We start from the raw sequence: 20786 nt of genomic DNA on the forward strand, positions 1-20786 counted from the left end.
TTTCATGGAAATTGGGCCTTTAGACGGTTCATTACTTCTTTTTGAAACAATAATTCAACGTGTTTGTCGTACACTGGCACGTCAAAGCACAAACAATAAACTGTTCAGAGATCTGGTTATGCGTCGAGTGGTAGTTACAGGTATTGGCATTGTTGGTTGCCTCGGAAACAACAAGGACGAGGTGCTGACTTCATTGCGTGAACAGCGTTCTGGTATCCGTTTTATTCCGGAATATGCAGAGCTGGGGATGCGCAGCCACGTTGCCGGCCGCCCCCAGATCAATCTGGCAGAACACATCGATCGCAAAATTTTCCGCTTTATGGGTGATTCTGCCGCTTACTCTTATCTTTCATTAAAAGAAGCCATAGCAGACGCTGGCCTGAGTGACGACATGGTCAGCAATCCGCGTACCGGCCTGGTGGCTGGTTCTGGTGGCGCATCGACCAGTGACATTGTTGAATCCGTCGATATCCTGCGTGAAAAAGGTATCCGCAAGGTCGGCCCGTATCGTGTTACCCGCACCATGGGTTCTACCGTATCGGCCAACCTGGCCACGCCGTTTAGCATCAAGGGGGTCAACTACTCCATGACATCGGCCTGTGCCACCAGCTCACATTGTATTGGCCATGGTATGGAATTGATCCAGTGGGGCAAACAGGACATCGTTTTTGCTGGTGGTGGTGAAGAGGAACACTGGTCGCTCTCCATGCAATTCGATGCTATGGGTGCACTGTCGAGCAAATACAACGACACCCCAGCAAGCGCTTCCCGCGCTTACGACAGCAGCCGTGACGGCTTTGTTATTGCTGGCGGTGGTGCCATGGTCGTACTGGAAGAGTACGAACATGCCATAGCTCGCGGTGCCACCATCTACGCCGAACTGATTGGCTACTCCGCCACCTCCGATGGTGCCGATATGGTTGCACCGTCCGGAGAAGGTGCTGTTCGCTGTATGAAAGATGCCCTGCAGATGGCTGGTAACCCGACCATCGACTACCTCAACACCCATGGCACCAGTACTCCAGCCGGTGATGTCACCGAATTAAAAGCCGTTGGCGAAGCTTTTGGTGATCAGGTTCCACCGATCAGCTCTACCAAGTCCCTGACGGGCCACTCGCTTGGTGCTGCTGGCGTGCAGGAAGCTATTTACACCATGCTAATGATGAAACACGGATTTATTACTGGCAGCGCCAACATCTCTGAACTGGATGAAGGTGCCGAAGGTTATCCGATTGTTCGCGACAACCGTGACGCCGACTTAAAAACTGTGATGTCCAACAGTTTTGGCTTTGGTGGCACCAACGCGGCCCTGATATTCAAGGCTCTGTGAGAGTCTGCCTGCGGGAGCAACGCGTTATAGCGACGGCTCCCGTGTTTGCATTTAACAGCCCGTCTCTGCGCTCGAACTATGTCCGACCGTAGTTTCGGGCTTGGTTGGTCTGGTACCTTGCCTGCCAGCCTAGTCCGATGATCGGCATATTACGGAATTGATCAACCATGTCTGAACAAACTGCACCCAAACAAATAGACCAACTGTTTCAAATCGCCGAACAACTTTCGGCAGATTCTTCCCTGTTTCCGGAATACGAAGACAATGCCGTTGACCAAAGTGTCAAGGGACTGGTCAAACCGGAACACTGCAAGACCGAGCTGTCCCGCCTGAGCACGCTGAACATCGATGAATACATCGAACAGGTCGTTGCTCCTAGCGAAAGTAGCCAGCGCCCTGGTGCCAAAGCAATTGTTGGCCACCTGATTCTGCGCGCCATCACTGAAGTTGATGACGGCCCGCTGTATGCAACAGAAGCCGATATGGATTTTAACGGCAAAATTCGCCGTGTCGGTTTTATCTGCCAGAATCGTGAGTACAGTAACGGCGCCTGGGGCCCACAACATCACAACCGAGCCGCTCAGCTGGCACGTTCCTACGCCCGCCGTGCGATGCCGATTGTTACCTTTATCGACACCCCGGGAGCCGATGCCGGTGAAGCCGCCAATGCCGGCAACCAGGCCCACAGCATCTCCCACCTGATCACCGAAATGGCCAACAATGATGTGCCAACACTGGGGATTATCTGGGGTGCCGGTTATTCCGGTGGCGCCATTCCATTGGCAACCACCAATATTCTGCTCAGTGCCCGTGATGGTATTTTCAATACTATCCAGCCTCAGGGGCTGGCCAGCATCGCTCGCAAGTACAACCTGTCCTGGCAAGAATGCGCCAAGTACGTCGGCGTATCCGGCTACGAACTGCGCAAAGCCGGTATTATCGACGGAATTATTGACTACGCCCCATCCGATGCAGACGAAAAACGTTTTAACCTGCATCAGGCTATTGTCACGGGTATCCAGTCGATTGAGACTAATGCGGCAGAATTCGCTAAAAACCACCCCTATATGATGGATCACTACAAGCAGTCCGTGGACCGCTTCCTGAAACCATCGGAAAAGCTGCAAAACCTGCAGAAAGACTCCAATTTTTTCCTCGCAGAAACACCAACTGAACATATCAACGTTTTTGGTCTGACTTATCGCTATACCCGCTACCTGACACTGCGGCGCCGGATCCACTCCAGCACGGTTGAAAACTACGGCCGCCTGGCAGAGAAAGAGATTCCAGAAGGTCAACTGCAGCAGCGGCAAACCGCCGAAGCCAAACGTAAATTCCAGAACTGGCTACAAGCCCCGGAAAAAATCGTCTACGACGACGCCCTGCATAAAAGCTGGAAATCTTTCTGGAGCAAGTACGAGGATCGTGACGAGAACCGCTCAACCATTGCCCGTCTGTTCCTCGGCGAGCCCAAAAACAACTATCTGAAATCCAAACAGGAACTCTGTTTCAATCTTGGCCTGTACCTGTTTAACCGCTGGAAATCCGATGCTCCGGTCAATTTCCAGGGCCTGCTCGACTATCTTGAAAACTATAAGCAAAGCCGTTTCCTGCTGCGTGCCAATGATGTACTTGACACCCAGGCCGTCGCCCGTTTCATCGAGAACAACGCCCACCCGCTAGCAGCCTACATTCGCGAACAGTTACCGCACAACGTGCATCAGGAACTGACCGAGGGTCTGGAAAAGGAAAAATCCAAGGGTGCCTTGAAGCAATCCATCGCTTCGGCACTGAACATCATCCTCAAAGGTGCCTTGATTCCCGAAAACGTCAGAACTCAACTGAAGCTGTCCAGTCGTACCGATACCCTGGCCAACAGCATGACCAGTGCCAAGGTAGAAGCCAATCGCCGCATTCTGGAAGAGTCCCTGGCACCCTATATCCAGTTCCGTCAGGAAAACATCCAGAACCCGCAGCACCCAGACATCACCATTCTTGATGCTATTCTGCACGATGAACTGCGTTTCGAGTTCACTCAGGTCTGTCGCAACATGCTGGTGTTTGGCCAACTGTACGACAACTTCATCAACAATCTGGTAAACGTCGCCAAAGAAGCCAACGAAGCCCGTGCGTTATCGCTGGAATCGCTCAAGGCATTGCTGGAAAAATCTCTGGCTGAAGCCACCAATGGCGACAGTTATACCGCACAGGAGCGGGAATCCTTCACCCATTGGCTGAGCTACTTCATCAAGAGTAGTCAGCGTGGCGCGTTCCTGAAATCGGTCGAAGAATGGAAAAAACTGGCCTTTCCGCGTCTGTCCGACACCCTGTTTGTGGTCATTACCTTTATCTTTGAAAAACTGATGCCCGAGTACCATGCCGCTGACCAGGAAGGCAAAGCCTACAGTGGCCGCATCAATCCGGTGTCGATTGGTCGCCGCAAGGACTTCTGGAACCGTCTGACCATGGCCTACCACGACTTGCTGATCCAGCAAGTGCTGGACGACACCAAGCGACAGAAGAAAACCTCCGCCGGGGCCTTGATTGAACGCTTCTTCAGCGATTTCCAGGAACTCAACAGCAGCTTGATGTCTGCCGATCCGGTGTCCTTCCCTGGCTTTCGCAGCTCGATTGAAAGCGCACTGAAAAAAGACATCAACCCCTGTGGTGTCATTACCGGTATCGGCACCATCCGTATCGGTGAACGCGAACAGCAAGTCGGTGCTCTGGTATCCAACCTGGACTTTCAGGCTGGCGCCTTCGATATGGCTTCGGCGGAGAAATTCTGCAAACTGATGGTTGAATGCGCCAAGCTGCATTTGCCAATCGTCTGCTTTGTTTCATCGGGTGGCATGCAGACCAAAGAAGGCGCTGCTGCGCTATTTTCCATGGCCGTGACCAACGACCGCATCACCCGCTTCGTGCGCGATAACGAATTACCACTGGTTGTTTTCGGTTTTGGTGACTGTACCGGTGGTGCCCAGGCAAGCTTTGTGACGCACCCGCTGGCGCAGACTTACTACTTCTCTGGTACCAACATGCCATTTGCTGGCCAGATCGTAGTGCCGTCCTATCTGCCTAGCACCTGCACCCTGTCCAACTATCTGTCGGTATCACCGAAGTCGATGGATGGCCTGGTTCGCCACCCGTTTTTTGACAACCTTGACGACCAGCTGCGTGCCATTGACCCGGATATGCCCGTGGCCCGTCACTCCGTTGACGACGTCCTGGAGCGCGTGCTGCAAGGCTACGTCAGCGCCGAACGTCTGACGCCGGATACTGGCAAAGGCTCCACCGCTGCCAAGAAGTTCGGCAAGATTGACAAGATCCTGATCCACGCTCGTGGCTGTACGGCGGTGAAGCTGATCCGCAAGGCCCAGGAAAACGACATAAAAGTGGTACTGGTACAGTCAGACCCGGACATGGACTCCGTTCCGGTCGATATGCTGGGGCCTGAAGACCGCGTGGTCTGTATCGGTGGCAACACCCCGGATGAATCCTACCTGAACGCCAAATCGGTACTGCGTGTGGCTCATCACGAAAATGTCACGGCATTACACCCTGGTATCGGCTTTTTGTCCGAAAGCAGCCAGTTTGCGGCCTTGTGTGGCAATCACAATATCAACTTCGTTGGCCCGGCGGTTTCTTCCATGGAAACCATGGGTAACAAGTCAAACGCCATCAACACCGCCATGCGCGTGCAAGTGCCGGTAGTACCCGGATCTCATGGCATTCTGACCAGCTCGGCCAACGCGGCAGCGGTAGCGGATGACATTGGTTATCCGGTACTGCTGAAAGCGGTACATGGTGGCGGTGGCAAGGGCATCCAGGTGGTTCACTCTGCTGACAAGATGCACACTTTGTTTCACCAGATTTCCACCGAAGCCAAGGCAGCCTTTGGTAACGGCGACGTGTATCTGGAGAAGTTTGTCACCTCCCTGCGCCACATCGAGATCCAGGTGCTGCGCGATATGCACGGCAATACCAAAATTCTGGGACTGCGTGACTGTTCGGTACAGCGTAACAACCAGAAAATCTTCGAAGAATCCGGTTCCACCATGTTGCCGCGCGAATTAGAGCAGTCTGCTTACGACTTCGCTTCCAAGCTGGCGAATGCAGTCGATTATGTCGGTGCCGGTACCGTTGAGTTCATCTTCGATCTCGATGCCGACACCATCTATTTCATGGAAATGAATACTCGTTTGCAGGTTGAGCACCCGGTAACCGAGTGGGTTTCCGGAATCGATATTGTCTCGACCCAGTTCAAAATCGCCGAAGGTGAATCTATTGCTGATCTGAAACCAGTCTCCAAGGGATACGCTATTGAAGTCCGTATCAACGCCGAGAAACCGGTGGTCAAGGGTGATGAACTGCAATTCGTGCCGACACCAGGGACGATCCGTCAGTGTGTACTGCCGCAAGAAGATTATATCGACCTGATCTCCATGGCGGCAGCTGGCAAACAGGTCTCGCCGTTCTACGACAGCATGATCGTGCAGATCATCTGTTATGGCGAAGATCGTGAAGACACGATTGCCAAACTGCGTGAATATCTGGATCGCGTCAAAATCACCGGTGTGTGCACCAATATCCCAACCGCCAAACGCGTGCTGGATGATGAAGTGTTTCGTAACGGCGTTTACGATACCGGTTATCTGCCGAAATTCCTCGATCGTATCAATCTGGATGAACTGATTGCCGATGTAGAGCAAGAAGCCGATTTGTCTGCCACTGCCGTCGATGCATCCGCCCTGACAATCGAAGGCTCTGACGAACTGAAAGTGCTGTCGCCAACCACCAGCATTTTCTACGGATCTTCCTCTCCTAGCGAACCAGCGTTTGTCAAAGAAGGGGACATCATTGACGTGGAACATACCCTCTGCCTGATGGAAGCCATGAAAATGTTCACACCGCTGAGCCTGAAGCAGTTTAACCGGGCCGACGCCGAACTGTATCCGGCTGATCAAAAGTTCAAGGTCACCCGCATCATGAACTCCGATGGCCAACAGGTGAACCAGGGCGACTTGCTATATGTCGTTAAACCGATTATCGGGTAATACATGCCCCCCGCTGCCAAACCCGGTCTGGCAGCGGGGGGCATAATGGCAACGGTATCAATAAACCCAATAAAAAAACCGGTTCTGTCACCAGAACCGGTTTTTTTATTGGCGGGTCTTACTGTTTACTCAGTGAATCCTTCCCTGTTTAATGTTTTTCCCACCAAGTGCATTTCTATTCAACCTATTCAACGCTTTCAAGACAAGGCTGGCTGGCCACCGCCAAATCGACCCAACAACATTTTTACAATCCGCACGTAAGGGTGGGGCTTGAGCTCGATTTCAGCAACCACAGAGCGATTCAGCACTTCAGCATAACCGCTGTATAAAGCAGCACTGTAAAACTGGTACAACTCTTCCTTGGGTACAGACAGTAACCGAGCCGCCACATCCAGTGTCGTTGGTCTCGCGCTGAGCAAGGATGAAATACGATAAATATTGGGACTGGTATATAAACGTGTAAAGTTGGGCCATTGCTTTAACTGGATAACATCATCTTCGCGACAACCTTCCAGCAGCCGTCCTCCAGACGATTGAAACGCCGCTTGCCAATAAAATTCACGAATATCACGACCGCATTCTTCTACTTGAGAAATCAGTGGCGACGACTTCAAGCCGCGCGCCCTATAGGCATTTGGTGCAGCGGAAAGTATTTCATCAAAGTCGATATTGTTAATCAGAAACCTGCCGGATCCCCCCAACACAACCAGATACCGATCGGTTGAACACAGGTAGTCATCAGTATGGAAAAGCACCTGAATGTTCTTACCGAACTGCACTGCTTTTTTGACCAGCCGATAGACACTGTCGTCCAGATCGGTTGATCGCGTCTGTTGCTCCACCAATACATTCATAAATGATCTCCGCCTTTACTGCTATCAGGATGCATGTTGAATCGAACCTGGACTGTCCAGGCAACGCCGCAAGCGCACAGAGATCTGCCGTGTGTCCAGCATCACTCGACCCAGGTTAGCGCTAGCGCCAGTTGCTACGGCCAGTACAATCCCATCGCCCAATTCAGTCAGATGCATAATACCAGCAGCACCCAGCACCACCATTTGGCGAAATTCTCCGATACACATTTCATCTGTCGCCTTCTGGGCCAGCATCAATAACGATGCATTCATCGCAGCAAAGATGTCCTCATTGGTATCGTTATCAAGGGCGGCACCAAGCATTCTTCCTTCTCGGGTCATGACGGCTGCCGCCTTGACAGACCCACGCGATGCAGATTGGTTAACAAACTGCTTCAGCGTACCTGCAATAGAATTGGCTTCAGAATAATGGGGATCAATTATAGGGGACATCGACAACCTCTCTTGGTTCCACTAATAAGCGCAATAACTTTTCACTCTTTACGGCACCTTGAACGAAATGCCAGCATACCACTGCCTGAAATGCCACAATCTGATTTTGATCTCAATATTGACAACAGCAAAAACTTAATCTTCGCTTTGTGATGATATCGATACCTCAAACGCGAACTGCCTCACACTGCGGCCACTTTTTCACCTGAATCAAGGGCGTCAACTCCTTAATCACGGCTTGCGCTACGCTAAAATCCGAGCGCAACCTGAGGAGTCTCAGCTATAGCCGGATTACAAACGGAGACACGATCCCCGAGAGAATGTTTTTTCTCATCTTGCCGCTGCGCCAGGTAGGCCTTGACGGATTGTCCCCTCGCAATCGCCAAGGCTTGCCAGCCTTCTCCCAGGGTGTTGGCTTCGCCACGGCTGACCAGCGGGCATACCTGTAACTCCAATTCTGTTTTGCTGGCCATGGTCGTGGCAACCTTGTCGAGGTAGGACTGATGTTCCGGACTGAGTGTGCTGTCCCGCTCGGCAAACGTCAGCGGATTAAGCCGTATGGCAAACAGCTGATCACTGGCAAGGGAAGCAATACTGATCAAGGTGCCATAGGGTTGAAAGGCCTGCTTCAAATAAAACAATGTGGCGGTTCTCACCGCCTTTTTGGTCACCTGCTGCAATACATCCTGAATACCGATATCGGGATCATTCACTGCCCCCGTAAGCGGGACGTCGATTCTCAAATTGTTGTTATCGTCTTTCAGCACCGATAGCGCCGTTTCTAGCGGCATCGAGATCTGCTTGCTGACACGATCAATGGTGTCCTGGTCTTCCGGCTCGAAACGACTGTTTTGCAGTACCAACAGTGCCTTGCCCTTCATTTGTCCGTTAACAATATCGAGGTTGCTATCCAGTTTCAGCATGCCTTTCTGAACCTTGTAGCCCATTGCCTCAACTACATAGGGGCTGAAAGGAGGCAAGTTCAGTTGACGCACGACCAACTTGAACTTGCCTTCTGGTAACCCCTGCCGCAACCCGGCATTCGCCGTAAATTCAATGCTGTTGTAATCGTCCAGTCCAGCGCTCACCGACACAGGTACCGGTTTGCCAGTTTCGTTCAGCAAGGCAGCGGAATCCAGTTCACCGATACTGACTGCTTTCAGCGTCAGTGTACTTTTATGAGGTGGCGATACCGCCAAATCGTACCAGTAGATGCGGCTCGCCGATGGCGCTTGCGCCGTTGCTTCCATCATAGTTACACCAGCGATATGGATCACCAAGCCAGCCTCATCACTGGCCGACGCATCCATAACATCCTTGTTATTAGCCATGATGCCCGTATCAATACTGCTTGTATTAGCCGCAACAGTTACCGTCGATGGTGATGGCAACCCGGCGATCAAACCATTTTCCAGCCGGGTCAGATGGGCTTGCAAGCCGGAGAATTGATGTATCCCGGTACTCAGGGTCTGGCCATCGAAGACAATCGACGGTACTTCATAACGCCCAAGACTGAACAATATCCCCTGCTTCCTGGCAATTGCATTAGCACTGTCGGGCAGCTGTAACGTCAAACCATTCACCACCAGCTGCTCCAGCGTCTGAACACTGCGATCAGCACGAATCCCGTTCAGATTCAGTTCTTCCAGCGACACCGGCGGCTGGTTACCCACCACAGCATCGAAGTGTTTGAAGGTGACATCACCGGTCAATTCCGGATCACGTCGCCAGTCGTTGAGCGCCCCCTGCCAGCTAAAGATCAGTGGCTGCTTTAAATCGACTGGCTGCGACTGACTGATATGCAACTCCGCCACTTGCAGAGAGCCTTGCAGATCAATGGGTAAATTTTCAGCGCTGTTTACCAGGCCAACGGTCATTTCATTGGCAGTGATACGAGCCTGTATACCGGCTTGCTGCCAACGCAGGTCAACATCATTGACGACGATGCCCTGCAACAACACCTCAAACTGGCGACTAACGGCGTTAGCACTGCTACTGGTATTGGTCGTCGTGGCATGAGAATCAGCACTTGCTGGCGCTGCAGTCTCGTCCGCAGCTGCGGCGCTGGTGGGTAATTGCAACGGTAATCCGGCAATGTTGCCGTCATAGTAACGACCATCCAGCGACACACCGACAATGGTCTGTTGCCCGACAGACAGTGTGATCCCATCAAACGCCAGTGTATTAGCCTGATATCGATTCAAGGCAAACAAGGTCACCGGTTCTGCTGTTGGGGTGACACTGGCATCGACGCGACTTTTAATACTGGCGCCGTCGAGTTGTAACTGGCTCAAACTCTGTTGTTCTGCGTCGGCAACCAGCCCCTGCAGCTTCAAACTGCCAAACCCGGCCTGAGTCGTATCCAGCAACGTCAATGCTAATGGGCCGATAGCAAGATCACCGCTAACCCCCGGATCTGTATGCCAGTGCGTCAGGCGGCCTTGCCACTTCAGCAGCATCGGCTGATCCAGCGTCAGTGTTTGTGGTGTACCCGCAGGCAAGCCGGGTATCAGAGTGTTCAAATCCAGATCTGGTGCCAGACTCTGCAATAATTGCTGGTTGCCGGACAGCCGATCCAGCGACAGGGTTGCTGCCAGTTCAATATCGTCATCCGTGCGGCTGTCAAAACCACTGATATCGACGGAAGGCACACTCAGCTGAGTCTCCAGGCCATCTTGCTGCCAGCCCAGTAACCAGTCTGTCAGGCTGAGATTGCCCAGTCGAACAGCCCATGGCGTTGATGCGGCGGTTGTCTGGCTGTTTTCAGTTGCCGTCTCAGCGCCGTTCGCTGCCAGCGGCAAAGAGAGCCCGGCCACCAGTAACTGATCCCCCTGACGGACAGCGGCAAGTCGCACCCCATCCAGTCGCAGCCGGGTAATATCAATCAGTTGGTGTTGAATCTGGCCAGTATCAATATCCAGCGTGAGCTGTCTGATACGGGTTGCTCCGGCACCCACTCCCGGATGTTGCAAGGTCACCCCGGTCAGGGTCAGTTCACCACTGATCACCGCCAACTGCCAGTCGGTCAACGTCAGTTGATAATCCTCACCCTGGTCGGCATACCATTGTTGCAACCAGGAAAGCGCCAGTGGCGGACCGGCAAAACGGATCAGCGGGATTGATAAAATCAGTAACACCAATAACAGCAGTAAAGAACGTCCCAGCCAGAACAGCCATCCCCGCGACACAGAGGTTGCAGAGGATGGGGCTGAAGGCCGGTTAGTGGGTGACTTGCTGGCAGCCATGCTGTCTCCTGATAGTGCAAAAATACGTTGCATACAAAAATACGTTGCATACTAAGTTGCATACATTGTTATGTTGGTGCACAGCCGCTGACCACTTGGCCAGTCACTATCCCCATAAAGCATCGCGTAAACCACTGGCCCTTTCGACCCGACTGGCCAGTCCCTGCTGCCAACAACTCTGACTGGTCAGCAAGACAAAGTGCTCACGTGCACGGGTAATGGCGGTGTAGACCAGTTCCCGCGTGATCACCGCTTGCCAGACCGGAGGTAACAGCAGTTGCACGGCACGAAACTCTGAACCCTGGCTTTTATGGACTGTCATGGCGAAAGAAGTTTCATGACTGGGCAAACGACTGGGCAACAGCTGCCGGACACCACCATCAGCGGTCTGAAACACCACCCGCAGAGCGCCGCTGGCATCTGCCACCGTCACGCCGACATCGCCGTTAAACAGACCGAGATCATAATCATTACGGGTAACCAGCACCGGCCTGCCAGGGTACCACAGGCTATCGAACGTACGCTTGAGCAGACCGGCACGGGTCAGCAATTCTTCGATGCGGGCATTGATTAGCTCAACACCAAACGGCCCCTGCCGAGTCGCCACCAACACCTGAAAATCATTAAACGCCGCCAGCATACGCTGGCTGTCCGCTGCCGCGACCGCTTCACAATAGTGGCGATAACCCTCAATCAGCACATCCTGCCATGGCTGGCTGCCGCTAACCGGTTCGCTGGCATCGAGCGGGTGCAGCAGCAACTCGATGTCGTCGTAGCGGGGAAACATATTCAACGCCGCTGCGACATCACCGCAGTTGGTCGCCGCCGCTAACTGACCAATGCCGCTGTTGGCATCAAAACGATGGGATATCTGCAGTTGCACCACGGCGTTAACCATTGGGTGGTGAGTGTCATCTGCCACGGAATCGGGCCGACCAAGCGCCGGGTTATAACCACACAGGGATTCAACCTGCTGGCCAAAGTCGGTATCTGGCCAGTGGACAGCACCGGCATCACACAGATCGGCCAGCACACTGCCCGCTTCCACCGACGCCAGCTGATCTTTGTCGCCCAGTAACACCAGCCGTGCCGTCGGAGCCAGCGCACTCAGCAGTTGATACATCATCGCCAGATCGATCATCGACGATTCATCCACCACCACACAGTCATACGGCAAATGCCGTTGTGGGCCAAAACGGAAGCCACCGGGGTGCCAGCCCAGTAACCGATGCAAGGTAAAGCTGACGTCCGGAATCCGTTCTGCCATGGCAATACCACCCCGTAATTTGGCCGCCCGAATGGACTCGGTCATACGCGCTGCGGCCTTACCGGTAGGTGCGGCCAATGCAATGCGTAATGATGGCTGCAGCGTCAGCAAGGCACTCAGCAAACGCGTAACCGTGGTCGTTTTGCCAGTACCCGGGCCGCCGGTGATCACACTGAAATGTTGCAAGCAGGCGGTTGTCGCCGCCATTGCCTGCCAGTCGTGCTGGCCATCAAGCTGACGCGGGAACAGCGTCGTCAATGCTTGCCGTAAATCAGGCTGCTGCACACTCTGCTCCGCTGACAGATCCAGACGCCCCTTGATTTGCTGCTCCAAGCCACTTTGATAGAAAAAATACCGCGCCAGGTAGACACGTAATACCGGTTTACCCGCCGCCTGTCGCTGCTCCAGCACCAGAGGCTGACCCTGATAAGCATCGGCCACCAACGTCTCGTCGTCACACGGACACCACCAGCAACCCTGACAAGAACGTAGCCAGTCGCGCCAATGTTCAATAACTGGCCAGCTGGCCGCCAGTTCCGGCAGCGGCGCGTGATCCAGTGGCAAACACACTTGTCCCCGGCCCAGTACCACCGACACCAACGCTGCAGCCAGATACAAGGCCTGCGCCTGCTCCGGCGGGCACTGTCCTTCATACTCCAGCAGTTGCCGACTGAGTTGCTGATCAATCTCCCGCAGTCGCCCGGAATCCCTTAACCGCGCCAGTAGTGGTGACAAGGATGTCCGCGCTGTTAATGCTGCCAGTACCGGCACCAGCCGACGCCCAGACGCAGACTCATGGATAACAGTGATCATAAATCCAGTTCTCCCTGAATCTGTTGTTGCGGAAGTGGTGTCGACAGCTGGCGCTCCTGAACCTCTGCCCGCTCCTGAACCTCTGCCACCCCGGTCTGACGCAGCAGCCGCTGCTGCCAGCGTTGCAGTGCTTGCGGATCGATGGCGCGAAAATAAACGCCGGGACACGGGTCAGATGGATGACCAGCACCAGCAACCGTCTTAGGACCCATGCCCCGCAAAAACAGGTAATACACGCCACCGAGGTGACGCTGTGGCGCATAGTCCGGTAGCCGCTGCCGCAAAAACTGATCCAGTGCCAGGGTATAAATCCAGGCCTGCAAATCATAATGATGCTCCACCATGCTCTGCTGCAGCGCGGCTCCAGTGTAGTGTTGGGGCTGGTCGCCAAGATAATTCGATTTGTAATCCACCAGGTAATAACGCCCCTGGAAACAGAACATCAGGTCGATAAAGCCTTTCAGATAGCCCGTCACCGGGCTGAACTCTAGCCGTGGACGCCGGATGCCTTCAACGTCGCGGTCGGATTCAATTAACAGGCTGTTGAGCTGCTCCGACCGCAACTCGCCAATCGGCAAGCAGAATTCCATTTCGTCCAGCCGTTGCTGTGACTCCAGTGCTGCCAGCGACAATCCCGACACGGCATCTAATGGTGTATTCACTACGCCAATCAGCCAGTCGGCCAGGCGGCCAGACAAGGGTTGCTGGTTCTGGTTCTGACCATCGGTGGCGTCTGGTAACAAGCCAAAACGATTCAGCTCAGCGGGTAAAATGGTATCGGTCAGCGCCTCACGGGCATGAAAATCCCATTGCTCCAGCACGCTGTGCAAACATGTACCGGCCTGGGCACCACGAGGGAAGGTGATCGCCACCGATTCGGCAAAAGCCGTATCAAACAAGACCGGTGCTGACGACGGATTAACGTTAGTAGCGCTGCTGGACGGATTGCGGTTGGCTTCATCGAGGCGCAGATTATCAGCTTCCGCAAACCCCACCGGGTTGCCAGCGTCTGCCTCGGCAGCACTGGAATAGCCAATATCACTCGGCCCGGCGGCGTGATAACTCAGTGCCGTAAAACTGCTGACGCGCCACCACTGCTTCAGTCGGCGGGAAAAGTCCAGCGCCTGCGGCACACGAGTCGCGGCAGGCAACAGTGGCCGGTCACCGTCAGGCCAGCCCGGCCACTGGCTCATCTGAACCCTGTCACCAAGATGCTGACCCAGTTGCTGATTCGCCGTCCCGGTCGTTTGCAGCAGTTCTCCCAGTGCCGAAATATCCAGCCACCGGGTTTTCTTGCTCATCGCCGCCGACAACCAGATAAAACAGCCCTGCACCGGTCGGGTCAACGCCACGTATAACAGCCGCATCATTTCTGCCTTGCTGTCGCGGGTGGCCATCTCTCTGGCGTTTTTATCCGGGTCCAGATTCACCACCACGCCCTGTTGCTCGTCGAAGTACTGCACCGACCGGGATCTGGTATTCAGAGCGTAACTGTCGCTCCAGAGAAAAGGCAGAAAAACCAGCGGATATTCCAGCCCCTTGGATTTGTGAATGGTGACAATCGACACCAGATTGGCGTCGGTTTCCAGCCGCAACTGGGCTTCATCACCACTGCTGGCTTCGTCCAGCACTTGCTCGGTAAACCAGCGCAGTAACGCCTGATGCCCACGCAAACGGCGACTGGCCTGCTGCAACAGTTCACCAAGATGCAACAGATTGGTCAGTATGCGTTCACCATCAACGAGCTGACGTAACCGCACCGCCCGGTCATTATCGTTAAGCCAGCGCATCAGGCTGGCCATAATGCCATTGCGTAACCAGCAATCGTGGTAACCCTGAACCTGGGTCAGTTGTTGTTCCCAGGCGGCTTCCTCTACTAACAACTGGTGCAATTGTTCGCTGCTGTAGCCTTGCAGCGACGTCGCCAGCGCATTACGCACCGCCCGCTCGTTCGCCGGTTCGGCGATCGCGGCCAGCCAGCTCAGCAGCTCCGCCGCCTCCAGGCTGCGAAAGACCGAATGCCGCGACAGGAACACCGCTCCGACACCGGCTCGCGACAGGGCCTTTTTCATGACCTGGGCCTGTTTGTGACTGCGTACCAGCACCGCCATATCCCGCGCCAGTACCGGCTGATCGCCCAGCTGGCCGGTACCGGTCAATAATGCCCGAATACTGCTGGCACATTGCTGCGCACAACGCCAGACACCCTGATCGCGGTTTTCTTCCACCTCATCAAACCAGAGTTGCAATGGTGGCGCTGGCACTGTGTCCGCGGCCAAAGTCAGCCGCAACGGCTGCTGATCTTCCTTACCTGCGGCCTTGACTCGATGAAACGGAATATCGTCGTCGAAGACAAATGGCGCCGGATGCTCGGCAAACAGATCGTTAACTCCAGCAACCAGATCGCTATGACTGCGCCAGTTGGTATCCAGCGTAAAGATACGTTCCGGTTTCATCGCCCGGCGGGCTGCGATATAGGTAAAAATATCCGCTCCCCGAAAGGCATAAATGGCCTGCTTCGGGTCGCCAATGGCGGTCAGACCCCAGGCAGGCAGCGCAGCCGAGGCATGCTTATTGTTGCCGCCCTGATCTTCGTCAACGTGGCCCTGAGTGGCAGTCGGATCAGCCTTCAAAGTGGACGCATCAGCGGGATAATGAGCAGGATAAATAGTGGCAAAAATCCGGTATTGCAGCGGGTCAGTATCTTGAAATTCATCAATCAGGGCAACGGGATACAGGCTGCGAATCTGCTCCGCCAACGGTTGCCCCATCGGCCCACTCAGCGCCGTATCCAGTAACCGCAACAAGTCATCCGGAGACATCGCGCCAGCCTGCTCCAGCAACGCGATATAACGCTCCCGAACCTCACCAAACCAGACAACGGGTAACATCGAGCGCAGCTGTTGCAGCTGGGCAAGGTAGGGTTGCAGCGTTTCTACCAGTGCTTGTATCTGCTCGAACAGCGCGTGTTGCGGCGTTACGCCGTTCTTTTTGGTTTTCTCACGCAACATCTCGCTACCAAAATGGCCGAGCTTGTCTGGCACATTAAACGAAAAGGGAGCGCTGAAGTACAAACCGATTTCCCGTATCCAGCCTGGCACCGAAGCCTTGCGATAGGAGTTGCCATTAAGATCCCCAGCCTGCAGCAGCTCCAGAATCTGCTGCTCACCCAATTGCTGCCAAAGCGTGCCCACCTGCTCAAAACAGCGTTCTGCATCGTGCCAGTGCTGCGGCAATAACACCTGGCCCGGCGCGGGTGAAGGAATAAAACAGGCGTCTGGCCGGGCAAACCAGTTGCGCACAGTCAACATCAGTTCGGCCGGCGTCGGAAACACCGCAGACAGCCATTCCGTTGCCAATACCTGCTGGTGATACAAGCCATTACGCCAGACATCCTCGCAGGCCTGGCGCAAATACTGATCAGCATCCAGCACCAGCTCGGCACTGAACATCACCCCGGTATCAAAGGCAAACTGCTTCAGCATGCGCTGGCAAAAACCATGAATGGTAAAAATACTGGCATCGTCCATGCGTGCCAGATTGGCCTGCAACCAGGTCGCCAGCGTTTGCAAGCCGGCATCATCCAGCCCCAGCTGCGCAACCCACTGGCCAAATAAATCATCATCAACGGGCTGGCCACCACGCATGCGCACGACATCTTCAAAATTATGACGGATACGCTCACGAATACGGCCACGCAACTCTTCGGTGGCGGCATTGGTAAAGGTCACCACCAACACCTGGTCACAGCTCAATTGCGCCAGACCCGTGTGATGCCCAATCAGCAAGCGACTGTAAAGACTGGCGATAGTGTAGGTTTTACCGGTGCCAGCACTGGCTTCGATCAACGACTGGCCCAGTAATGGAAAGGTGGATATATCCAGCGGATTCACCGTGGCCGTATCCGGGCTGACGGTGGCTACGGCGTTGGCGGGCGTATTGGTCATTGCTCATCCTCCAGCCGACGGTAATGCGCGACCAGCGGTTTCACCAGCCAGTCAAATCGTGCCAGCCACTCAGCTCGTTGCACTGGCTGTTCCAGCTGATCAGCCAGCGGCGGGAAACACCGCAGCATGGCCACCGACGCCAATTCACCAAATGCCTGTTCGGCGGCTTTAGCTACCACATCCGCTTGCTCATCCTCTTCAGCCTGAACCAATTGCCAGAGCAAATCCGGCAACAAGGGCTGAGGCTGGCACCAGCTACGTAAATAAAATGCCACGCAGGCCGCCAAAATTTCCCCGGCCTGTTGTTGTGACGGCGCCGTCAATTGGTGTCTCTCGACCTTCTTTTTACTGTCCAGACCCAACACCAGCGTATGGGTAATGGCGTCGCCATGAACCCGTCGCGCCAATACCAGCTCCAGCCAGGCCGCCAATAGCTGTCTGCCGCGAATACCACCGGGCCGGTAACGGATCAACGTCGACCCGACACAATGGCCCAGCTCACCTTCGATTTGCCAGCACAGGGGAGAACTGGCGGGAAGCCGACCAGCTGCAAACAAACCGACCAGCTCATCAGCAGCCAGTTCAACCGGTGTTACCAGTGCTCGACTGGCAATAGCCGTTGTATCTACACCAGCCTCTGCTGCGGTCTCTCGGGCAAGCCGTACCGCCTCGGTCAAAGGCAGCACCGAAGCCTGTAATTTTTGCGCCGTCAGTTGCCCCAACGCGTTCACCGGTAACTGGCCTAACGCCTGCAGACGCTCAAGGCGGCTGTTTTGGGCTTGCGGCTCTGGTTCTGACTCCGGTTCATGCGCCATGATTGTCTGCTCCCCCAACTGGCTGTCCAGCTCATCATTGCGATAAAGGTAGCGCTCCAGCTGATCCAGTCCAAAGGGTTCTTCTGCCGGGTGATCTTGCCAGTAAGGCGTCAGATTGGCGCGCAAGCGGCGCTTGAGAAAAAAATCCGCGTTGTTATTCAACGCACTGACTATATCCGTCAGCTCAATCGCCACTCGCTCACCTTCATGCAGCGGCAGCAATTCTTCGGGTAGCGGCAAGATGCTGGACAGAAAGTCGCTTTCGGCGGTTGATGGTGACAGCGATTGATGACTGCCAGCCACCTTGGCCCACAGCGGATGGTAGCCAGTAATCCGATTGGCACTCATCGACTTGCTGACATTGGCAGCGGAGTCAGAATTGGTGGTATGGGCATCCAGCGGCAAATATACGCCAGCGCCAAAAGGTTGCAGCGGTATTTCTTCAATCAGCCACTGACGCATGGCGCTGCGACTCTGCTGATGCGGTAATGACTGCTGCTGCGACAGGCAAAAGCTGTCGCAAATATAGTCCACCAGTTCACTGACCAGTACCGAAGGCTGTTGCTCGTTGTTCTCCCGCACGCCATGGCCACGAAAGCTGATGTACAAGTGTTGCTGCGCTGAAGTCACTGCTTCCAGAAACAGATAACGGTCATCGTCGCGACGCGAGCGGTCACCGAGACGGCGTTGGCCAGAAGCCAGCAAATCAAAACCGACCGGAGGTACCCGCCGGGGATAATCAACGTCGTTCATCCCCAGTAAGCACACGACTTTGAACGGAATCGAGCGCATCGGCATCAGCGTACAGAAATTCACCGGCCCGGCCAGAAAGCGCTGCCAGCCACCTTGCTGCCCTAATTGTTCATTAAACCAGGCCCGCACCACTCGTCCGGACAGGGTGATGGCACTGGCACCACCATCTGTACCACCGTCCGCAGCTGACGGCGGGGTTGACGGTGATGCAGTTGTACCCGTATCGGTTGACGAACCCGCCACCACCGCGCTTTGTTCCAGCTCCTGCCGCCACAACATCAGCGCATCGCGCACCCGCTGCAGCGCACCGGCCTGCTGCTGTTGCTCCGCCAAACTGATGCCATCGGCGCGGCTGAAATCGGTACAAAAAAACTCATCCAGCAGCGCTGGCAAGTGGGTTAACCAATCGGCCGGATCTGTTAACTGGCCAAGGGTATGCTGCCAGTATTCCAGAACATCGACAAAACCCAGCAATTTACCAAGTAATTCTGCACCGGTGCCTTCGACCGCCGCAATCGGCCAGTCACCTTGCCAACCCGGTGTGTACTGACTACCGGGCAATATTTCTGGAATCATCAAGCCCAGCAATAACTGGCGTAATCCCTTGCGCCAGCTGTTTTGCTCAAACACCGGCAAGCCAAGACGGCCACGCTGCGCGCCATCCAGACCCCAGCGAATATTCGCCCGCGCCAGCCAGTCCTTAATGGTATCCAGCTCATTCTGGGCAATACCAAAACGGCCACGAATGGCTGCCACATCCAGCCAGTCTTGTACTTCAGTAATGGTCAGGCGACTTTCTGCCAACCCCAGTAACGACAAGAAGGTTTCGATTAACGGGTTTTCCATCAATATCGACTGGTCGGCAATGGCCCAGGGGATCCGCAAACTGTTGCCACCAACGGACTGATCGACACTGGCAAACACGGCATCGATATAAGGGGCATACGCATCGATATCCGGCACCATCACCACCACATCACGGGGGTTCAACTCTGGATGGCGGCTAAACCAGTTCAATAACTGATCGTGTAATCGCTGCACTTCACGCAGCGGGCTGTGGGCCGACACCAGCTTGAGGCTGTCGTCATCCGGCAGTACGATCTGTTTGAAACGACTGTGTTGCAATGCCTCAGCCGTAAATGCTGCCTGTTGGCGATCCTGCAATTCGAGAATATCGTGCTGTACGGATTGCAGCAGATTCATTTTATCTAACGACTGATCAGTATCAACCCAGGCTTCGACATCCAATGCCAGCTCGGTATCGTGCACCAGTGTCAGAAAGTCTCGTCCCAACTGCCCCCAACTGGCCAGTAGCGGATTGCCCCGATCGAGATAAGCCGCTGCTTCCGGTTGGCGCTGTAAAATTCGTAAGCGACGTCGATCATCAACAATATCGCCCCAGAAGTTACGGCACGGATTGAGCAGAAAAAAGTGCACTTCCACCACACTGGAAATAGCATCCAGCACCTGCCAGTAACTGCCTGGCAACGCCGCAATACCAAATACGAACAACCGTTTTGGCAAATCGGCCAGCCGTTCGGGATAACGACGGACCAGCTCAGCCAACTGCTCCATCAACCGCGCCCGGTGAGCCAGACTGTGACCCTGCTGCTCACTGTCGGCCACCAGTGCCCGCCAAACCACCGGTTGCCACGGATGACGGCTGACATCGGCACCTTCGATCTGATTCTCACCGGCCTCCCAAGCCAATAACCAATCCGGCCGATAGACCAGATACTGGTCAAACACATCAGCAATCGTCTGCGCCAGCTGATAACACTTGATGCCCTGCTCATCGTTATCGAGATAATGGGCAATCGCCTTGCACGGATGGTCATCATCTGCGCCAGCAACCAGGCCCGGCAGCAAGCGCATCAGTTTCCAGACCATCAATTGCTTGTCAAAATGGGAACGTTCCGGCAGATCCGGCCGCAGCCGATTAAACACTTGCCAGATAAAACTGAACGGCAACGGAAACTCCAGCTGCGCTGACACCCCCAGACCTGCGGCGATGTTCAATTTGAGCCAATGTGCCATCCCCTGACTTTGCACCAGAATCGCCTCCCGCTCGAAGGGCGACGGCGGGTTTTGCTGCATCAACGACAGCAAAATACCTTTCAGAACATCGAGATCATTGGAGTGGTAGAGTTTGAGCATGCAATCCGTTACCTGATGACCAACAAAAATGTCATTCTAACAGGGACAGCCAGATTCACCGTCGGGCAAATTGCCTGCTACCTGACGGACGGTGC

At 54.6% G+C, this 20786-nt stretch carries 8 protein-coding genes; 2 read left to right on the forward strand and 6 right to left on the reverse strand.

From position 1 onward, the window contains the following. Positions 1 to 118 precede the first annotated feature (118 nt). Positions 119 to 1330, forward strand: a complete 1212-nt coding sequence (gene fabB / locus WG929_RS16975; protein ID WP_416207047.1) for a beta-ketoacyl-ACP synthase I — start codon at positions 119 to 121, stop codon at positions 1328 to 1330. Between the two features lie 167 nt (positions 1331 to 1497). Beyond that, complete coding sequence (locus WG929_RS16980) at positions 1498 to 6387, forward strand: ATP-binding protein (protein ID WP_416207048.1); 4890 nt, start codon at positions 1498 to 1500, stop codon at positions 6385 to 6387. 197 nt (positions 6388 to 6584) lie between these two features. On the opposite strand, the gene WG929_RS16985 is transcribed toward WG929_RS16980, so the two are convergent. The 6 genes from WG929_RS16985 to recC form a co-directional block, all read right to left on the reverse strand. Beyond that, positions 6585 to 7241, reverse strand: coding sequence for a hypothetical protein (locus WG929_RS16985; RefSeq protein ID WP_416207049.1), 657 nt, complete (start codon positions 7239 to 7241; stop codon positions 6585 to 6587). A 24-nt stretch (positions 7242 to 7265) separates the two neighbouring features. Then, on the reverse strand, positions 7266 to 7694 hold the full coding sequence (locus WG929_RS16990) for a roadblock/LC7 domain-containing protein (protein WP_416207050.1): 429 nt from the start codon (positions 7692 to 7694) through the stop codon (positions 7266 to 7268). A gap of 248 nt (positions 7695 to 7942) precedes the next feature. Then, entirely contained in the window at positions 7943 to 10939 is a 2997-nt protein-coding gene (locus WG929_RS16995; RefSeq protein WP_416207051.1) for a DUF748 domain-containing protein, read from the reverse strand. A gap of 106 nt (positions 10940 to 11045) precedes the next feature. After that, complete coding sequence (gene recD / locus WG929_RS17000; protein WP_416207052.1) at positions 11046 to 13019, reverse strand: exodeoxyribonuclease V subunit alpha; 1974 nt, start codon at positions 13017 to 13019, stop codon at positions 11046 to 11048. Beyond that, positions 13016 to 16966, reverse strand: coding sequence for an exodeoxyribonuclease V subunit beta (recB, locus tag WG929_RS17005; RefSeq protein ID WP_416207053.1), 3951 nt, complete (start codon positions 16964 to 16966; stop codon positions 13016 to 13018). The genes recD and recB overlap by 4 nt, the downstream gene beginning before the upstream one ends. After that, positions 16963 to 20691, reverse strand: a complete 3729-nt coding sequence (gene recC / locus WG929_RS17010) for an exodeoxyribonuclease V subunit gamma (protein ID WP_416207054.1) — start codon at positions 20689 to 20691, stop codon at positions 16963 to 16965. Before recC ends, recB begins: the two co-directional genes overlap by 4 nt. Between the last annotated feature and the right edge of the window lie 95 nt (positions 20692 to 20786).

This window comes from Oceanobacter antarcticus, assembly GCF_044962685.1.
Lineage (GTDB): Bacteria > Pseudomonadota > Gammaproteobacteria > Pseudomonadales > Oceanobacteraceae > Oceanobacter > Oceanobacter antarcticus.